The sequence below is a fragment of the Enterobacter sp. JH25 genome (assembly GCF_021725435.1).
Taxonomy (GTDB): domain Bacteria; phylum Pseudomonadota; class Gammaproteobacteria; order Enterobacterales; family Enterobacteriaceae; genus Enterobacter; species Enterobacter intestinihominis.
In genome coordinates, this window is the sequence record NZ_CP091319.1 from 3,898,022 (window position 1) to 3,917,416 (window position 19,395).

The 19,395-nt window shown below is 51.6% G+C and carries 15 protein-coding genes and 2 pseudogenes; 3 read left to right on the forward strand and 14 right to left on the reverse strand.

Annotation, left to right across the window (positions count from 1 at the left end):
• Positions 1–14 precede the first annotated feature (14 nt).
• The 4 genes from L2Y28_RS18685 to L2Y28_RS18700 form a co-directional block, all read right to left on the reverse strand.
• Positions 15–866, reverse strand: a complete 852-nt coding sequence (locus L2Y28_RS18685) for a DMT family transporter (RefSeq protein ID WP_007897905.1) — start codon at positions 864–866, stop codon at positions 15–17.
• A 109-nt stretch (positions 867–975) separates the two neighbouring features.
• Positions 976–1,851, reverse strand: coding sequence for an MBL fold metallo-hydrolase (locus L2Y28_RS18690; RefSeq protein WP_017384065.1), 876 nt, complete (start codon positions 1,849–1,851; stop codon positions 976–978).
• 82 nt (positions 1,852–1,933) lie between these two features.
• Entirely contained in the window at positions 1,934–2,494 is a 561-nt protein-coding gene (locus tag L2Y28_RS18695) for a LysR substrate-binding domain-containing protein (RefSeq protein WP_022649403.1), read from the reverse strand.
• Complete coding sequence (locus L2Y28_RS18700) at positions 2,460–2,870, reverse strand: LysR family transcriptional regulator (protein ID WP_157698488.1); 411 nt, start codon at positions 2,868–2,870, stop codon at positions 2,460–2,462. The genes L2Y28_RS18695 and L2Y28_RS18700 overlap by 35 nt, the downstream gene beginning before the upstream one ends.
• A gap of 259 nt (positions 2,871–3,129) precedes the next feature.
• Between L2Y28_RS18700 and L2Y28_RS18705 the strand changes: the two genes are divergently transcribed.
• Together L2Y28_RS18705 and L2Y28_RS18710 are read left to right on the forward strand one after the other, a co-directional pair.
• Positions 3,130–4,254, forward strand: coding sequence for an alkene reductase (locus L2Y28_RS18705; protein WP_017384063.1), 1,125 nt, complete (start codon positions 3,130–3,132; stop codon positions 4,252–4,254).
• Between the two features lie 95 nt (positions 4,255–4,349).
• On the forward strand, positions 4,350–4,658 hold the full coding sequence (locus tag L2Y28_RS18710) for a helix-turn-helix transcriptional regulator (RefSeq protein ID WP_032622084.1): 309 nt from the start codon (positions 4,350–4,352) through the stop codon (positions 4,656–4,658).
• Between the two features lie 546 nt (positions 4,659–5,204).
• Here the strand turns inward: L2Y28_RS18710 and L2Y28_RS18715 are convergent.
• The 5 genes and pseudogenes from L2Y28_RS18715 to L2Y28_RS18735 all read right to left on the reverse strand — a co-directional run.
• Positions 5,205–5,893 (reverse strand): annotated as a pseudogene (locus tag L2Y28_RS18715) (IS3 family transposase); the annotation flags it as partial.
• Between the two features lie 90 nt (positions 5,894–5,983).
• Entirely contained in the window at positions 5,984–6,412 is a 429-nt protein-coding gene (locus L2Y28_RS18720; RefSeq protein WP_017384060.1) for a hypothetical protein, read from the reverse strand.
• A 3-nt stretch (positions 6,413–6,415) separates the two neighbouring features.
• A complete protein-coding gene (locus L2Y28_RS18725) occupies positions 6,416–8,533 on the reverse strand; it encodes a hypothetical protein (RefSeq protein WP_017384059.1) in 2,118 nt (705 codons plus the stop codon).
• Positions 8,521–10,287: a hypothetical protein gene (locus L2Y28_RS18730; protein ID WP_007897920.1), complete on the reverse strand. Its 1,767-nt coding sequence runs from the start codon at positions 10,285–10,287 to the stop codon at positions 8,521–8,523. The genes L2Y28_RS18725 and L2Y28_RS18730 overlap by 13 nt, the downstream gene beginning before the upstream one ends.
• A complete protein-coding gene (locus L2Y28_RS18735; protein WP_007897923.1) occupies positions 10,274–11,521 on the reverse strand; it encodes a site-specific integrase in 1,248 nt (415 codons plus the stop codon). The genes L2Y28_RS18730 and L2Y28_RS18735 overlap by 14 nt, the downstream gene beginning before the upstream one ends.
• Before the next feature lie 613 nt (positions 11,522–12,134).
• Here L2Y28_RS18735 and L2Y28_RS18740 point away from each other — a divergent pair.
• Positions 12,135–12,770, forward strand: coding sequence for a hypothetical protein (locus tag L2Y28_RS18740; protein ID WP_012477419.1), 636 nt, complete (start codon positions 12,135–12,137; stop codon positions 12,768–12,770).
• A 135-nt stretch (positions 12,771–12,905) separates the two neighbouring features.
• Here L2Y28_RS18740 and L2Y28_RS18745 read toward each other — a convergent pair.
• The 5 genes and pseudogenes from L2Y28_RS18745 to L2Y28_RS18765 form a co-directional block, all read right to left on the reverse strand.
• Positions 12,906–14,081, reverse strand: a pseudogene (locus L2Y28_RS18745) (YgiQ family radical SAM protein); the annotation flags it as partial.
• Between the two features lie 151 nt (positions 14,082–14,232).
• Positions 14,233–15,645: a cell division protein FtsP gene (gene ftsP / locus L2Y28_RS18750; protein WP_022649405.1), complete on the reverse strand. Its 1,413-nt coding sequence runs from the start codon at positions 15,643–15,645 to the stop codon at positions 14,233–14,235.
• Between the two features lie 61 nt (positions 15,646–15,706).
• Positions 15,707–16,444: a 1-acylglycerol-3-phosphate O-acyltransferase gene (gene plsC / locus L2Y28_RS18755; RefSeq protein WP_022649406.1), complete on the reverse strand. Its 738-nt coding sequence runs from the start codon at positions 16,442–16,444 to the stop codon at positions 15,707–15,709.
• A gap of 165 nt (positions 16,445–16,609) precedes the next feature.
• Entirely contained in the window at positions 16,610–18,868 is a 2,259-nt protein-coding gene (gene parC, locus L2Y28_RS18760; protein WP_022649407.1) for a DNA topoisomerase IV subunit A, read from the reverse strand.
• A gap of 118 nt (positions 18,869–18,986) precedes the next feature.
• Positions 18,987–19,388: a YgiW/YdeI family stress tolerance OB fold protein gene (locus tag L2Y28_RS18765; RefSeq protein ID WP_022649408.1), complete on the reverse strand. Its 402-nt coding sequence runs from the start codon at positions 19,386–19,388 to the stop codon at positions 18,987–18,989.
• Between the last annotated feature and the right edge of the window lie 7 nt (positions 19,389–19,395).

Here is a 19,395-nt window from a genome sequence, read left to right on the forward strand (position 1 = left end):
ACGCGTGCGGTTGTCTATTCCCGGATGACAAAAATCAGGCCGATTATAGTTACTGCCATACCCACAAGCATAGGCAATGTAATGGCCTCTCCAAACAGCAACCACGCTTCAGCTGCCGTGAGAATGGGAACCAGGTAAAAGTAAGTAGCGACTTTGGTTGCTTCACCGCTTCGTATCATAAAAATCAGCAACATAATCGCCAGAACCGATACGCCAATAACCAGCCAGCCCAGACCCAGCGCAAATGATAAGCTCCACTGCGTCGGAGCAGATTCGAACATCAGGCTAATTGCACCCATCGATATTGTCAAAGTGACGTACTGTAAAAACGTGTTCGCAAAGATATGTCCATCTCCCTGAGCACGGCGCTGATAAAGCGCTCCGATCGTTACGCCAAATAACCCCAGCATGACCGACCCAAAAGCCACAGGATCCAGTGCAAAACTATGCTGCCCTGGCGATAGCACCAAGAAAACGCCCGCAAAGCCAATCGCAATACCCAGCCATTTCCGGGGATGCAGGGACTGACGGTGCATGAGTGAAACCAGTATTGCAGTCAGTACCGGCTGCAGGCCGGTGATGAGCGCCGCAATGCCTGACGGCATGCCACGATGGATGGCATAAAAGCATCCGCCCAGAAAGAAGCTCTGCAGGAAAAGTCCGACAATCAGGTTGCGAACCATTCCTCTGCCGGACGGAAAACGGGCCCTGAACCCCAGTGTAAGCAGCAGAAGGACCAGACAGGAAAATGCGCCACGCAGGAATAAAAGATGAAACGGCGCGCTGTACTGCACGGTAAATTTGGCTGCGACAAACCCTGACTCCAGAGGAATACAAAAAGCCAGGGCGCAAGAGTAATGAGCCATTTTTTTTGTGAGGCAGTGATATTCATAGTATTGCAGGTGGGTTCTTGTCGGGCGATATGAAAGGGGATCTCTTCCCGGTCACTATTGTGTGCACCGGGAAGGAAGGTGATCAGACTGCGGGTGACCACAGGTCGTAATTCAGTGCGAAGCTGTTACCTTCACGGATAACCTTACCGGTAGTAGGCAGGTTGAAGTGCATACCACTGACAGCCAGGTTATCGCTCGCTGCGCGGTCAAGCACTTTGCTACGGATGGCCGCCGCCGCCGCAGGATCGCTGTCGAACGCGATAGTAACGTCAGGCTGAGCAACCTGAATGTGTGGGAAGTGAACAATATCACCCCAGATGAGCAGCGACTCTTTTTCATCACCCAGCAGATAACCGGTATGTCCTGGCGTATGGCCGAACAGCGGTACAGTCTGAATACCTGGTAAAATCGCTTCCTCGCGGAATGGCACCAGTTTGTCGTCATAAGCGCTGAAGGCGTTCCTTGCTACTTCAAAGAACGGCTTGAATGCGTCAGGCGCGCCAGCGGAAATGGTTTCATCACGCCAGAAAGCGAGTTCTTTCTCATGCACAAACAACTGCTGAACATTGCGGAAAACGGGAGTCTGCAGGGGGCCTGCAAGCCCGCCGATATGGTCAGGATGCGCGTGAGTCAGGAGAAGGGTATCAATCTGAAGCGGGTCAATGCCTGCCGCGGCCAGGGCTACCTGAAGCCGACCGCCCCAGCCATTAATACCTCCGGCACCACTGTCAATCAGGATGGTTCGCTCAGGCGTCTGGATAACGTAGACGTTGATATTAATACGGGGTACTGCTGGCACACCGCGCTTCTGCAGTAAATCCTCGGCACGTGAGCCGTCAATACCAGACAGCAGCTCAAAAGATACGTCCAGATAGCCATCACTCAGCATGGTCACAGTCATGTCACCTACTTTTTTGCGATTGATAGCCGGGGCCTGCCAGTTCAGTTGTGAAGTCATATTGGTCTCCGTTACGATTAGAGGTCATCAGGTTTTACTTTAGCAATAGTAACGAAATTTCTGGTTCGAACTGCTCATCCTGCTACGTAAACCGCTCATTCTTAAAATCCGGAGCACAGCAGGTTATATTGCTTTTGCCTTTCTCATGTAAGGTGTCGGTATTATCTTTACCGGAGCCTGTAATGGACATTATTGGAATTATCATGTCGGCGGGAAAAGCCTCTGACCAGTCCTCAAGCACCCGACAATAGTGTCCCGCCTCAATCCCCGCCAGGGCAGAAGACTCCGGCAGGTAGGCCAGGCCGTAGCCATCTTTTACTGCATGAAGCATTGGATAAATGCTTGAAAAAGTAAGCTGCCCGTCCACTTTTTTCACAATATTCTCCCCCTGCCTGACAAATTCCCAGCCATACAGCGGGCCTGTGGGTGACAGACGTATATTGATGCAGTCATGTTTTTCCAGCTGAGAGGGATGTAGCGGCAGACCTCTTTCTGCAAGATAGGTGGACGATCCAATGACGACAAACCGTATGTCCGGTGCGATTCGGACGGCCACCATATCCTTTAATATGTCATCACCAATTCGGACTCCGGCATCAAAATTGCCCTCAACAATGTCGACAAAACCGTTCTGCTGCGACATTTCCACCTTGATATCCGAATATTTTTTTTAGTAACGGTGACAATCGTGGCCAGAGACATTCATGAATCATGTGATCTGATACCGTAAGTCTGACCAGCCCAGCCGGTGTATGGCGCAGTCTCTGAAGAGCTGTCACGCCCGCTTCAATGCGCGCAAGACCGGGTTCAAGCGTCAGTAATAATTGTTTACCGGCTTCGGTGACAGCCACCCGCCTGGTTGTACGCATAAGTAACGGCATGCCAACGCGCTCCTCGAGACGACGTATCGTGTGTGAAAGCGTGGATGCCGAAATCCCGAGGCGGACAGCAGCCCGTGAAAAACTGCACTCCTGTGCTACTGCCATGAATGCAACATAGTCATTAAAATCGTGACGCATACCGTTCCCGTTCAGGATCTCCGATAACATTATCAGAACCATTTAGGTTCATGATGCCGATTCTGTGAGCCATCAGGCAACCCCCCGTTCCGCTCATCCGATCATAATTTTTATAAATCTAGATATTGATAAATCTCAATATGTGGAATAAAGTGTCGTGGTTCTGCGGCTACATCGGCCGAACGACGACATGCCAGGTCGTAAATGCTGAGACATGGCGTTTCAGTGATATTGAAAATTCGCTATATCAGGATATGTAATGAAGACGAAAAACCTGTTCTCTCCCACCAGACTAGGTCCCTACACCCTGAAGAATCGTGTTGTACTTCCGCCTTTAACCCGCTCACGGAGCTCACAACCGGGTGATATTCCGAACGAACTGATGGCTGAATATTACGCACAGCGCAGCAGTGCCGGGTTTATGGTGACCGAAGGAACACAAATCGAACCTCGTGGGCAGGGTTATGCGTGGACCCCGGGGATCTACAGCTCACGGCAAGTGGAAGGCTGGAAGAAAGTGACGCGGGCAGTGCATGAAAAAGAAGGCATCATTTTTGCCCAGCTCTGGCATGTCGGAAGAGTATCCCATAACTCCCTGCAGCCAGGTAACGCCTCGCCTGTCGCTCCGTCGGCGATACCGGCAGGGGAAAACGTTAAGGTATTCATCGAAACCGGGCCGGGAGAGGGGGCGCTGGCTACCGCTTCCTGCCCCCGCGCACTGGAAAAAGAGGAAATTAGTGAGATTGTCAGGATGTACGCCGGGGCAGCTCAGAACGCCCTTGATGCCGGTTTTGACGGTGTGGAAATTCACTGTGCAAATGGATACCTGGTTAACCAGTTCATGTCATCCCATAGCAACAAAAGAGAGGATGAATATGGTGGCTCATTACATAACCGGCTGCGGTTTCTGCGCGAAGTGACGCAGGCTGTCGCTGATGTGGTCGGTAAAGACCGTGTGGGAGTCCGTTTTGCTCCGCTCTTTCAGACCACGGATGAAGTAAGGGTCTATCTTGGCCTGGTGGAAGATGATCCCCATGAAACCTATACCGAAGCCGTTAAAATTCTTGAAGAAATCGGAATAGCCTATATTTCTCTTGCTGAAGCCGACTGGGATGATGCTCCCGAATTGCCTGAAGCATTCAGAGCTGAAGTCCGTAAATTATTCAGCGGTGTAATTATGTATGCCGGGCGATATACGCAAGAAAAAGCCGAACGGATTATCGGTGCTGGCTGGGGAGACATTATCGGATTTGGCCGCCCGTTCATAGCTAATCCGGATTTACCGCAGCGCCTTTATCATGAATGGCCACTGAATCCGGTCGATCCAACAACCATGTATGGTGGAACGGCAAAAGGCTACACAGATTATCCCGCCTTTGGCTAACCATTCTTATGAGCATCAGCTTTTCAAAAGCTGATGCTTAACGTAGAGAAGTATCGTAACATTGCAATTCCTCAATGCGACAAGTGACAGAGTTTATGCCTGATATTGATTTGAATGACGTGATTAAGGCGCTGGGAAACCCTGTTAGAAGAAAAATTCTGTATATGCTCAAGGAACCGAAAATACACTTCCATCAGCCTTATGCTGATGCGGACGAGTTCGGTGTGTGTGTCAGTATCATTCAGGAAAAGGTCGGGCTCTCACAGTCTACCGTTTCTCTTTACCTCTCAGCTCTTCAACGGGCACAACTTGTTACTTCTCAGCGCATCGGTCCCTGGACGTACTACAAACGTGACAATGATAAAATAAGGGTTGTTCTTGAGTTGCTGAAAAATACAATCTGATACAGGACTGAGCACATTCAGTGTAACAGTACCGGGGGTTCGTACTTGCGATCCCGGCAGGCATTCCATGAAAGCGCACTAATTCCTCAATATCAGGCTGCAGACCGGTCATAAGAGGCTAATAGTTTTGCAAAATATCCACCAGTTTGGGTCAAATCACTCTGTCGGTTGGTGTGCATACTCGGTGAAAGGACCTGCAGATATTTAAGATGGCGGATAGCTTGTTACAGTGCCGCTGATGACATTCCGACCCTGTTGCCGTCCGGGTAAGATAATACCTCTGACAGCGGTCATAAAAGCCCAACATAATTGTCTTTCGAGCCATATATTAATCGCTCATCGCGCTCTCTTTTTCGAAGAGGTGTCACTTAATCATGATCGGTCAGTACAAAAAGACAGTGCTTTTCCAAATCCCGGACGGTTGTATGCGAAAACGGTGAAGCTCAACAAATGGTGTCATCGCTGTGCAATGCTCTGCGGGCTCATTGTTTCAGTTAACTGTTTGGTTACAGCTTCAATGAAGTATTTCAGTTAATTCACAGCGAGGGTTTGAGGAAACCACGCTGTGATTACCCAACGCTCATCCGGAGCATCCGGATTGAACTGTCGCTGGAGCTTGTTGGGCGACACGATACTGGCCTCGCCTTTACATGCCCTCGGGCTCCGGTATCCGACCTGAGCCTTTATCCCGACACGTTTCATCAGTCGCCAGACTCTGTTCACTCCGCACTGTTGCCCGCTGTCCCGCAGATCCAGATGGATTTTGCGATAACCATAGACGCATCCCGATTCCAGCCAGAACTGTTTAATCTGTCCTGTCAGTCTCAGGTCTGCCTGATGGCGTTGTGAATGCGGCTGCTGAAGCCAGGCGTAAAAACCACTGGGATGTTCATCCAGCACCCGACAGAGCAGGCGAACAGGCCAGCAACAGGTGTTGTCACGAATAAAGGCGTACCTCAGTCGGACAGCTTTGCGAAGTACGCCGCGGCTTTTTTTAATATGTCCCGTTCGTCGGTAACCCGCTTCAGCTCTTTCTGAAGACGGCGGATCTCGGCCTGAGCATCTGACTGTTCTTTATTAGTGGAAGAATCCGGACCGTAGTTCTTTATCCAGGCGTAAAGGCTGTGGGTGGTGATATCGAGACGCGTTGCAACGCTGGCAACAGAATAACCGCGATCAACAACCTGTTTGACTGCTTCAATTTTAAACTCTTCGGGATAACGCTTACCGCTCATGGGCACCTCTCTTTAAGCCATCTTAAATGACTCTGAGGTGTCTGTTAAACCCGTGGCGATTCACCTCGCGTCCTTCCGTTCAGTATAGCCTCAGTCCCTGACACCACCCGAGAACGGAATGACGTCCCCTTTCTCCCTCCCGGTGTTGCGTTCAAGCTCCCTGACATACTGCTGTAAAAGTATAAGGTTATGTAACAGCTCTACATTTTCAGCCATCATCTTTTTGATTTCTTCCCTCAGCTCATTTCTCTGACGGCGATACTTTTCTTTCAGCTTGATCTGCTGCTCAATGCCCTGCTCATCAACCGGCGCGGTGCCCTGGCACGTTTTTTTCAGACTGCGGATAGCCTCCCTGACCTGCCTGTACTCAGGACAGTTATAATTCAGGGTGCCGTTTGCCAGCCCCGCTCGTTTTTCCACAGCATACTGGCTGATACGCTCCCCTGATAACATCAGTTCCCTCAGGGCCTGCTCTGCTCTTGCCTGTGTTTTTTTAACCCCCGACTGTTCGTTCGTCATGCTCTATTCATCCTTTTCAAAAAAGCGGACAGCATCTGCATAAAAATCTCTCTCAAGCATCAGAAAATCCCTGTCAGCCTGAGGAGCATTATTTCGCACGGCAATCTCCAGAAGGTTGTCATAATGAGCCATCCTGCGTTTCCACACGGGAACAGAATCAGCTCCGGCCAGCATGTTCTCACATCCCGGATTGCAGGACGCTGACTGAACAACCGCCTTAAACTCGCAGTCATGGCCATTCATGCAATAAAAACCGTTTCCAAGAGATACCAGTTTTTGCCCGCCTCGTTTAGCCATGCTCATCGCTTTTTTCAGTGTAGGAAACGTCATCTGATGTAAGTGCCCACCTCTCTGGGACATCAGTAACTTCCCGCCTTCGCCATAAAGCAGGCCTTCATGCTGATAAGAAACAGCCCTGGAAGCTGAGAGTTCGGTATCAACCCTTTCAATCTCGGCAGCGAATGCCTGAGGGATCGCCCGGCTAAAATGCGAAGCGTTGAGTGCACCGGACATATACCACTCCGTCATGCCTCTGATTAAGTGCTTAAACTGCCGGATAAGATCATTAGTAGAAATCAGATCAAGACGCCTGAGGTGTACAGCAAGTGAACGGCGAAACTGATGGGTTCGCAATGGCCAGAAAGCCCCCTCCCGAATCTCCATCGCAACGCGTTCATCATCACGTATGTTTGGATTTAAAAGCCTGAACTCATCAATATGGTCACGTCGGATGAACAGATGGTGTCTTTTCACAAATTTCTTTGCCCACTCAGTCTGGCGCTGCGTCCCCATAAAAGAGAGTTTTTGCTCCGAGAACCACGACCTGATATTTAAAGACAATGGAACATTGTCCAGCGTCTTCCCGTCCAGGCCTGTCATGATTTGATTAATTCTGCGTAAATGCTGAAAAGGCTTTTCCACATAGCGACAAACAACCCAGTCTTCGTGACTTCCACCTTCCGGGGCGAACTTATGCAACACCGAACGAAGTCCCAGGATATCACCATCATAAATCAGTGAACCGTGCATCACGCCAAGCACTTCGCTGTGTCTCATCCCCGACATGGCCTGTATCACATTCATGACTTTTAACGTCAGCTCAAAATGCCAGGTGTTCAGCTTTATGTGATCAACGCCAATAAAATCAGATCTCCAGCGCTTATTTTTATGTACCGAGAACCAGCCCTGCATCCCGGGGCCAAGTGTCGCGAAAAGCGCCCGAATTTCCCCGGCAACAATATTGTAGTAATACGCGGCCCGGTAATCCGGTATGCTTTTTGCTGTCCCTCTTTTACGGGCTTCCAGCATCGACGTATAGTAAGGCGAATCATAAAAACCGTTTATGATAGCGCACAGCCGGGAAAACCCGTCAAAATCGAAATCACTGATTTCAGCATCCAGTTCAGTAATCAGCCCTTCCCAGACAGACATCATAAGACTGAAAGGCATACAATATGTCTGGTTTGAATCATCCACACTGTTGTAACTGTCGAAGCTAATATCAGGAAAGTAACCGTATTTTCGAAGACGGGTATGACCTGTCAGCGAGATATCCGCCAGGTCCATAAAGTAATTACGTAATGTTCTTTCAGAACGCTTCCTGCCGTGCTCATCCTCCTCCTTCATCTTTACAATGAAAGCATTCCGGACAAGCGGAAAACGAAGCTGAAACAGACTGCGATACCCCATAGACTCAATAATACGGGCTCCCGCCACAATGTTTGCACATTTCCGGATCAGTGACTGCGTCTTCGCGGTCCTGCCGACAATCCAGAGCAGGCTGGCTGAGATGATTTTGGCTTCAAGACGCAGTTCAGGATCCCGTATGCCTGAAAAATTAACGGTTCTTAACGTTTCACCAATATGGGTTCTGACATAGCGATTGGTCCAGACATCATCCCTGAAATAAATATTCAGCGTCTCCTCATTGATAAAACGCATATCATGTTCATCTGAGCTGGCGATAACCAGGCAGTTATTCAGACGTTCAAAGCTTTTGTTTTCTAGTGCCTCACAGATGATATCCTCAGTCGGAAACTCATCCCCTGAACGAAGCGGCGTTCCGGCAGGAAACTCCGCCATTCGACTACGGCTTACCTCTTTTTTCTTCAAATCTGCCATACCGGAGCCACACCTTCTCGCTGAAGTTTAACGCGCGCTTTTTTCAGGGTCGCCTCATCTACCAGCCCAAGCCGTAAATCAATCTTCAGGAGTAACGTTTCATAACGCTCCACAGCATTGACCGAACCGATGTACAACGGTTTTCCATACTCGATAGCATGCCTGAATGACAGCAGGAGCCATACAGACTCCAGCGTTTCCACAACGCAACTTTTTGAACATTCGACACAATGAGAAAAATCCGCACAAGCCTTTGGTGTCCGGCCAAATCGTTTTTGCTTTTTTATAAAGCGCAATTCAATATCTGTAGGCGGCTCCTGCGATCGACATCCCAGGCCATTCAATAAAAGATCCACACCCTCATCGCTTCCACGCAGATCGATCCCCAGCTCATCAGCAACTTTTACCCGCTCGGATAACGCACGTGTCGCAATCCCCTGATTCATAAGCGTATCAAGTGCAGCACTGAAGTTTTCCTTCGCCCCCTGTGGGTTACCTGCAGCATAATTCCGCCTGTAAGTGCCCCAGTTATGCTGTGCTTTTTCCGCCGTAATCAGACCATTCTTTAATGTTCTGTCCGTATACTGCTCAGACGTTTTGCGCAAGCCAGAAACGGTAATTGATGGAAGCGAGGGATTAAGCTGCCGCATCGTGGCCCACGCCCCCTCAGAGTTAGAAAATTTAGTCAGATGACTGGGATTAAGAGAATAAAGCTTACGGAATTTCACCTGCGGCTCACTCAGAAACAGCGCCTGTACCGGAGGGAAGTTATCTGCGGAAACCAGATAGTTAACGATGTCGTCCCTGAGCCTGATAAAAGACAGAAACCAGTAATAGCCCGCACGTTTGGTCACATACTCCGATTTACCTATCGTCAGACGTATATACTTATTCGCTCTCCCCTTATAAACATAATCAGTGCTGATACCCTTTTCATCCAGATGTATATCATCCCGCGTCAGACCCAGAACCTGAGAGGTGTTTCCCCATGTGTGGTAACAGAACAGAAAAAAAGAAGTAAGAAAGTAATTTTCCAGAACGTCCCTGATGATGATCTCTGCCCTGCTGACCCCGTTCTCTCCCGGATACCGGAAATACGCTTCATAAACAGGTGCCAGCAAAGACGGTGAGAAATGCCGCACCCCTTTTTCCGATTTAGCGATATGCTCCCGGATACATCCCGCAAGGAACTCATTCATGGATGACAACTGCCTCAGGATCTCGGAAAGTTCATTCCTGGTATAGCTATCCCTTCCCTGCTGCTGATACGTTCCTTTCGGTAAGAATTCATATTCATACCGCCTCTGAATCTGCCCGCCCGTAAGCAAAAACCGGTTGACCACGGACAAGTAGTGTCTTGCCATCCTGACTGAAATTTTTCGCCGACGAATATCGTTCATGAGATGTTTAATATACATTTCAACGCCTTCAGCCGTGCCATAGTCATACTGATTGACTGACTGCCATATAAAAAACATATTGAGATAACGGAAAATGGTTAACCTTCCGGCGGGACGGTAAGACAGAAGAAATCGTTTCAGAGAGGCAATAAAATCGCGTTTTTCAGGGCGGGCAAGATGCGAATGTTCACTAAACCATCCGGGGAGCAACACATAATCTGAAAAATGAGCCTGAAGATAAACGTCAAGTAAATAATATCGGTTCAGATCCCGCTGAGTGATGTGTCCGCTGACCGTCTCCCATGACAGCACATTTTCGGCCATCCACGTTATCTGCGTTTCACTCCGGCTCATATATGGCTCCATCGCGACCTGCAGCACCGTCAATCAATGCGTCCATGACCCCGGCGACTGCATCAGAAATCTGGTTTTGCTGAAGAAAGACGATGTATTTCATCGTCGTATTTTCGCTTTTATGGCCCATCCAGTATTTTACTGTACCCAGCGCATTTGCGGCCTGATCGGGATAGCAACTCAGTGCCGAGCGTAAAAAATGGGTCGCAAACGTTGCCCGCAAATCATGGGGTTTATGTCTGAACACATTTCCCGGAGCAGACCGGGCCAGGCGATGGCGAAAACTGTACCAGCGGGAGTAAAAGGCTTTTTCAGACATCCGTTTCCCGTTTGCCATTAAAAATAAAGGCTCGTGCCGCCCTTCCCCACCCTGTCGTGCACGCCATTTTTGGATCTTCTTTTCATACTCCTCATCCGCCAGATAATCCAGAACCTGCTCGTACAATCGTCTGGTGATGAAGAGTTCTCGCGTCATCCCAAACTTCGTATGAACTCCGCATCTCGGACCAATATGAAGCCCCCTGATGGTCAACTCAGATACAGGGACACTGGCAAGGTACTCTTCAGTAAAGAGTGACGACGGCAGGGTCAGCATTTCATCCAGCCGTAGCCCACAATTTTTCATCAGCACAATCATTAAACTGAACAACCCGGACTCAGATTTCAGTGCCTCATCCAGGATATGAACCTCTGCATCATTCAGTGGGTTGATTGTCCTTTTTGTTGTGCTGGTTATCCTGATGGCAAGATCCGAACTTATCACCTTGCGTCGCCCGTCAACGACTTTTTCGACCAACGTAAAAAATGAGCTGGCAGCCAGCTCACCACACTTGCCCAGAAATACGTAAAACCGTCGGATAACGCTGATGTACACCGCCGCGGTGGATGAGGCGATGCGCCCCTGCCTTACGGCCCCCAGAAGATACTCCCTGAAGCCATATGTAGGGCTTTGGTATTTCAACGTTCCCGGGGTGAAAGGGTCAAGTCCGTTATCCTCCAGCCACCTTATCCAGCGTAAAAATGCCCGGGCTAAAGGCTTTAAATCCCTGGCCTGCAGGATAGCTTTATCCATAAGATAAAAGTGTACATATCGGCTCAGTTTTCGATTCTGGATGCCGCTAATATAAGGTATTTCAGCATACAGAAATCCGGGTTCAAATTTCAGTTTCGGCTCTGTTGCATCCAGTTTGCTGACACGCCCATAACGCGCATGAATGTTAGTGATTATCCTCACAGTCTGTCGCCCTGAAACGCCACCTCATGCCTACACTATAAATCCGGAAGAAGAAAAAACAAACAACCAGGTTGCCGGGAGTGAATATGCAAATCAGGAGGAAAGTAAAAGATGTAACGACACCATCACGATGCAATACATTGACCTCAACACGTTACCCGGACCATACGTGATAAACATCACAAATCCTTTGAGTGAAGAACTTAAGATGTGATTTTCATTTCCCGGCACAAACCGTGCCCTTAAAAAACAGGCAACGGATACATCTTAATGCCAGAAGTAAACCTTAATTGATTGAATACAGCCTGAGTCCATTGCAAAAATAACACACAGGGTAAATTCGCATATACAGAACCCAACGAAAAGCAAAAGAAACCTGTAACACATTTCGTTTACCTGTCACTTTCAATTGTAAAAGCCAGCAGAAAAAGCGCATATAACTATATTTATCCCTGCGGGGACTTTTGTTTGTGCTATATATTTTTTACAGAGAACCGCAACGCGTCCAAACACAAGAATATATTTACCTCTGGAAAATGGTCTGACTCCCTTTCACGTGGTTGTAGTGACCTGTTCTGTGATTCATGTAATGTCTTTTCTGGATGAGGAAAATATGTCATCACTGATATTTTATACAGACGAAGCACAAGCACTGATTGTAACAGATACCCTTGCCGTCACCGATAATGGGGAGCCGTTATCTTTTGTTTCCAAAGCAGGTTACATCCCCCAGCTAAGAACCATCATAGCAGGAACGGGGGCAGGTGGATTTTCTAACACCTGGTTGCTTGAAGCATCAACCAGAATGGTCGTATCAGGTATACAAAATCTCAATTATCATACATCGGCCTGTCTAAGGAGGCTGTGGAAACAATACAAGCATGACCATGCAATTCCCTCTTCTTCAACGGTGACAACCAGTGTTTATCAGTTCGCAATTTGCGAGGAAACAGGAAATATCGTTTCGTTCGCCTATCGCTCAGTCCATGATTTCGAATCAGAGCAATTACAATACGGAACAGGAGTAAAACCTGAGTGCCAAATCTTGGATGGGGATTTGTTGCAGACAATTCCTGTAATGATGAATGAACAAAGGGCTATACAGGCGACATACCCACACCCGGAACGGATCCATATTGGCGGTGAGATGATTGCGCATTATCTGACATCATCTATGTATCAATGCTTTAAGATTGGGGAATTTGAGGATTTCAGAACTCAGGGAGAGTATATATTGAGCAGGATTTAGGCAAAACGCGGTTCAGATAAAGTGCTTTTAACAGGCTTGCTGAACATTAAAAGGATATCTCTCAATTACGATGAATAGCTTGAATTCTAAAAATAGAAAAGTAGAGTTTAACTCTAAATACATAAAAACAAGAGTAAAGGAGCACCCGCCGAAGCAGCCGCGCATGATGTTGACCGAGAAGCGGATCATCTCGTACGCCGGAATACGGCTGTTGCCATATGACGGATGCGGCACACGCTTGTACGGCAGGGCAAAAACGCTGTCCATCTCTTCGGTAGAGAGCGGGATCGCCGGCGGGTTAACCCAGATATAACGCTCGCCGTGCTTTTGCATCAACGCGCGGGCACAGCCCGGGTTGGTTTCATGGTGCAGAATACGGGAGGCGTGTGCGTAGAGCACCTTGTCAGCTTTGACCTTCTCATATGACGGCAGCAGCACATAGGTCTTTTCCCACGGCTTCGGACGCGGCGGCTGCACCACCACGGCCTTTGCTTCCGCTTTCTTCGGCTCAACTGGTTTGTTATCCGCGCACGGCAGATCGTCACCGTACGGATGCGGGATAGGGTCGATTTTGCCCGGCATATCGATAATGCGGGAATCCACCCCGCTCCAGCCCGGCAGCGCCTCTTTCACCATGATCGCGGTGTTGCGCACGTCGCGGATCTCGCTGACCGCTTCACCCTGCGCCAGGCGATGCGCCACTTCCACCAGCGGACGCTCGCCGTTGCCGAAGATCAGCATGTCGGCTTTCGAATCCACCAGCACCGAACGGCGCACGGTGTCAGACCAGTAGTCGTAGTGCGCGGTGCGGCGCAGGCTCGCCTCGATGCCGCCCAGGATCACCGGCACGTCTTTCCATGCTTCTTTGCATCGCTGGGTGTAGACGAGGGTCGCGCGATCGGGACGTTTACCCGCCACGTTATCTGCCGTATAAGCGTCGTCATGGCGCAGCTTACGGTCCGCGGTATAGCGGTTGATCATCGAGTCCATGTTGCCCGCGGTCACGCCAAAGAACAGGTTAGGTTTACCCAGACGCATAAAGTCGTCTTTGCTGTTCCAGTCAGGCTGAGAAATAATCCCCACGCGGAAACCCTGAGCTTCCAGCATACGGCCGCAGATCGCCATGCCAAAGCTCGGGTGATCGACATACGCATCACCCGTCACCAGAATGATATCGCAGCTGTCCCAGCCCAGTTGATCCATCTCTTCCCGGGACATCGGCAGGAACGGCGCCGGTCCAAAGCAGGCTGCCCAGTACTGGGGCCAGGAGAAGAGGTCGCGATCCGGCTGGATCAGGGAAATTGCGCTCATAATGCTTCCGAAGAAAAAATAGACAAAAGGAGCGGGATTATACGCTGGTTTATCGGGGGAAATGAAGGGGTATTTATTGCCCGGTGACGCTACGCTTACCGGGCCTACGGGCCTGTAGGTCGGGTAAGGCGAAGCCGCCACCCGACTCGTTTTACGGTGCCGGATTCACCAGCATCTGCCCTACCGACCCCCTGTCCATCATCTCCAGCGTCTGGCTGTGGAACAGGAACGGGAAGTGCGGCCATGACGGCTGTCCATAGTAGACGAGCATTTCTACCTGCCCATCCACCCAGACGGTGTCTTTCCAGCCCCTGTCTTCCGGGAACGGCATCGCCCCGTTGACGTTGCGGATCAGGAATGACACCCCTTCAATATGGAACGACTGCGGCATCTCCGAGCGGACGGTCCAGCGCTCCCAGGTTCCCTGCTGGGCGGTGATATCAATACGGTTTACGTCCCACAGCGCGCCGTTGATGCCCGGATCGTCGCCAAGGCTGATATCGCGACTGCGTACTGCAGGGCCGGTCACAATTTCCTGCGGCAGCAGGCGCATCGGCAGACTGTCGGTCACCAGCGGCAACAGGCCGGTCGGGCGCAGCGTCAGCACCAGCGTGGAGACCAGAACGCTCGACGGTTCAAAGAAGCCGCGTATGCGGTCAACAATGCTTGCCGCTTCGCCGCAGGTCACGGACACTTCATCCCCGTTGGTCATATCCACGAGGATTTCACGACGTTCGCCCGGCGCAAGCGCCAGCTGTTTCACCGACACCGGCGCAGGTAATAACCCCTGATCGCCTGAAATCACATGCAGGGCACGGCCGTCGCTCATTTGCAGCAGGTAGCGGCGCGAGTTAGAGGCATTCAACAGACGCAGGCGCACCCAGCCACGAGACACTTCGACATACGGGCTTTGCGCGCCGTTAACCAGCAGCGTATCGCCCACAAAGCCACCGCTGCCCGGCTCGCTGTACTCCGGCGTACCGAAGTTATCCAGACGCTTGTCCTGAATAATGATCGGGAAATCATCAACACCGTAGTGATTCGGGATCGGCAGCGTTTTACTGACCTCATCTTCAATCAGCCACATCCCGGCCAGGCCGTTATAGACCTGCTGGGCGGTGCGGTTCGGGGTGTTGGCGTGATACCACAATGTCGCCGCGCTCTGACGAATCGGGAGGACGGGCGCCCAGTCGGCATTCGGCGACATCATGCGCGCCGCGCCGCCCATCAGCGGCCCCGGCACCTGCAACCCACTGACGGTCATTGCGACATTTTCCGTCGTCCGGTTACTGTAGATGAGCTTGACGTCATCCCCATTCCACACGCGAATGGTCGGCCCGAGGTAGCGTCCGTTAATGCCCCATACCTGCGCGCGCGTTCCCTGGGTAAAGGACCAGTGGCTACGCTGAAGCGTGAGGAATAGCGGCTGTCCGCGACGGGATTCAATCAACGGCGGAATAGGCAGCGGCTGTTGCTGCCCGGCGGCGCTGGCTGTCCGCGGCATCGCACCCGCACAAAGGGCGATACCCGAAGCCTGAATAAACTGACGCCGACTGAGTGACATATAAGCTCCATCTGAAACGACTAACAACGCGGGAATTCGTTTTCCCTTGAACGAAATCGGGTTAAATCTTACCGGCGGCTTCTCGCTCTGCAACTTCTTTATCGAGCTGTGCAATGTGCTGAGCCATCAGCTCGCGGCAGTGCGTGGCCAGCTCGCGCACCTGGTCTTTACCGTATTTGGAGGTATCCACCGGCGGTAGCATTTCGACAATGACCAGTCCGTTTTTCAGACGGTTAAGATTAATCTTATTCGATGTATTGGAAACGCACACGGGAATAATTGGAACGCCTGCCGCAATTGCAGCATGAAACGCGCCGGTCTTGAACGGCAGCAGGCCGCGACCGCGGCTGCGCGTCCCTTCCGGGAACATCCAGATTGAGATCCGGCGCTTTTTAAACTGATCCACCACTTCCGCAATGGTGCCATGCGCTTTCGCACGGTTGTTGCGGTCAATCAGCAAGTTACCGGTGAGCCAGTACAGTTGGCCGAAAAGCGGGATCCACAGCAGGCTCTTTTTCCCGACGGTTACGGTCGGCGGAATAACAATATTTGAGGCCGTCACCATATCGTAGTTGTTCTGATGGTTAGCGATATAGATGGCGTTACCGAAATTCTCCGCCCCTTCAGGCAGACGCTTTTCAACCTTCAGGCCGAACAATGGCGCAAGGCGACCAAACATGTGCCCGAACGTCGCGACATGTTTTGGGTTACGCGGGCTGAACAGGCAATAAATCGATCCGAAAATACAGACCAGAATGCAGTAAATAACGGTAAGAATAAGACGAACAATGTATAGCATAGCGACCTCTGAAGCCCTGACAGCTGACAATTATACTTCACCTGTGGCCAGGTAAGGACTTTATTACGAGCGCGTATTGTTAATCGCAACGCACGAATTAACAACGTTTTTACGGGAAATTTTATGGTAATCCCCCTCCGGAAAGAGGGGGGGGGATGAAACAGGTTACTCTTCGCTGTCGTCCGCTTTGCTGCGCGCCGGCGAGTCGATCTCCACGCGGTCGATGCGCTGCAGGCCACGCATCAGTGAGCCGCGACGTCCGCGCTCGCCAACCACCTTCTGCAACTCTTCCGGACGCAGTTTGATCTTACGTTTGCCGACATGAATGGTCAGCGTGCTCTGCGGCGGCAGCAGGAAGAGATGCGCCAGGCTATCTTCGCCTTTTGCCGCTTCCGCTGACGGGATACTGATGATCTTGTTGCCCTTCCCTTTCGACAGCTCCGGCAGATCGCTGACCGGGAACATCAGCATGCGTCCGGCAGCGGTGATCGCCAGCAGCATATCGCTTTCGTTCTCGATGATCAGCGGCGGCATGACGTGGGCGTTATCCGGCAGGCTGATCAGCGCTTTACCGGCGCGGTTACGCGACACCAGATCGTTAAAGGTGCAGATAAAGCCGTAGCCAGCATCAGACGCCATCAGCAGTTTTTGATCGTCGGCTTCCATCAGCATATGGTCAACCGTGGCGCCCGGCGGCAGCGTCAGCTTGCCGGTCAGCGGTTCGCCCTGCCCGCGCGCGGATGGCAGCGTGATCGGATCAATAGCGTAGCTGCGGCCCGTGGAGTCGATAAACGCCACCGGCTGGTTGCTCTTGCCCTTCACCGCCGCCTTGAAGCTGTCACCGGATTTGTAGCTCAGACCCGGCGCGTCGATATCGTGGCCTTTGGCGCTACGCACCCAGCCGCTCTGGGAAAGCACGATGGTCACCGGCTCGGACGGCAGCATGTCGTGCTCGTTCATCGCCTTCGCTTCTTCGCGCTCATGCAGCGGAGAACGACGGTCGTCGCCAAAGGCGTCGGCATCGGCCTGCAACTCTTTCTTCAGCAGGGTGTTCATCTTGCGCTCGGACGCCAGAATCGCCTGAAGCTGATCGCGCTCTTTTTCCAGCTCGTTCTGCTCGCCGCGGATCTTCATCTCTTCCAGCTTAGCGAGATGGCGCAGCTTCAGTTCGAGGATCGCTTCGGCCTGGGTTTCGCTGATGCCAAAGCGCGACATCAGGGCAGGCTTAGGTTCGTCCTCGGTACGAATGATCTCAATCACTTCGTCAATGTTGAGGAACGCCACCAGCAAACCTTCGAGGATATGCAGGCGCTTAAGCACTTTCTCCAGCCGATGGTTCAGACGGCGGCGCACCGTATCGCGGCGGAAGGCCAGCCATTCGGTGAGGATCTCCAGCAGGTTTTTCACCGCCGGGCGACCATCCAGACCAATCATGTTCAGGTTGATGCGGTAGCTTTTTTCCAGATCGGTAGTGGCGAACAGGTGGTTCATCACCTGCTCCATATCCACGCGGTTAGAACGCGGCACAATCACCAGACGGGTCGGGTTTTCGTGGTCCGATTCGTCACGCAGGTCGTCCACCATCGGCAGCTTTTTATTGCGCATCTGGGAGGCAATCTGCTCCAGCACCTTCGCGCCGGAGACCTGGTGCGGCAGCGCGGTGATCACCACGGCGCCATCCTCTTTGGTCCATACCGCGCGCATGCGCACGGAGCCTCGGCCGTTCTGGTAGATTTTACGGATTTCCGCACGCGAGGTGATGATCTCGGCTTCGGTCGGATAGTCCGGCCCCTGCACGATATCCAGCAGATCGTCCAGCGAGGTTTTTGGCTGCTCAATCAGGGTGATGGCCGCTTTCGCCACTTCACGCAGGTTGTGCGGCGGAATGTCCGTCGCCATGCCCACGGCGATACCGGTCGTGCCGTTCAGCAGGATGTTCGGCAGACGCGCAGGCAGCATTTTCGGCTCCTGCATCGTACCGTCGAAGTTTGGCACCCAGTCGACCGTACCCTGCCCCAGTTCGCCCAACAGCACTTCGGCATATTTAGACAGACGGGATTCGGTATAACGCATTGCCGCGAAGGATTTCGGATCGTCCGGCGCCCCCCAGTTCCCCTGACCATCCACCAGCGGATAGCGGTAAGAGAACGGCTGGGCCATCAGCACCATCGCTTCATAGCAGGCGATGTCACCGTGCGGATGGTATTTCCCCAGCACGTCGCCGACGGTACGGGCGGATTTCTTGAACTTGGCGGTCGCATTCAGCCCCAGTTCGGACATCGCATAGACGATGCGGCGCTGAACGGGCTTCAGGCCATCCCCGATAAACGGCAACGCCCTGTCCATGATGACGTACATGGAGTAGTTCAGGTAGGCGTTTTCCGTGAATTCATGTAGCGCGAGGCGCTCTGCCATATCGCTCATTACGTGTGATTCCTCAACTCAGAAACCGATGGGTTTCAGGCAATATTGCCGCAGATACTACCTCATCTGGCGAGTTGAGTCACAAAGAAAAAGGGCCGCTCATGCGGCCCTTTCCGGGTTATTTGTTCAGCTTGATAACCTGCTTCACGTCGATTTCAAACTCGTTCCAGTCTTTATCGATTTTACCCTGCAGTTCGACTTTATCCTGTGGCGTCACCGTCACGCCGTTCCAGCGCTTGTGGTCGATCTCCACCACCACCGTGCCGCTTTCATCGCGGAAGGTGTAACGGTCATCGGACAGGCGCTCGGTAATATTACCGCGCAGCTTCACCCAGCTGTCGTCCTTCATATCTTTGACTTTAGCCGCGGTAGTGAGGTTGGCGTTATTATCGACAAAGCCACCCTGCTGGGTTTGCGTCTGGGTCTGTGTCGCAGATGGGCCAGAGAAGCCACCCTGTGCAGCAAAAACAGGGGCAGTGGTCATCATCATGATGGCAGCAATTGCAGCGTATTTTTTCATCTTAATC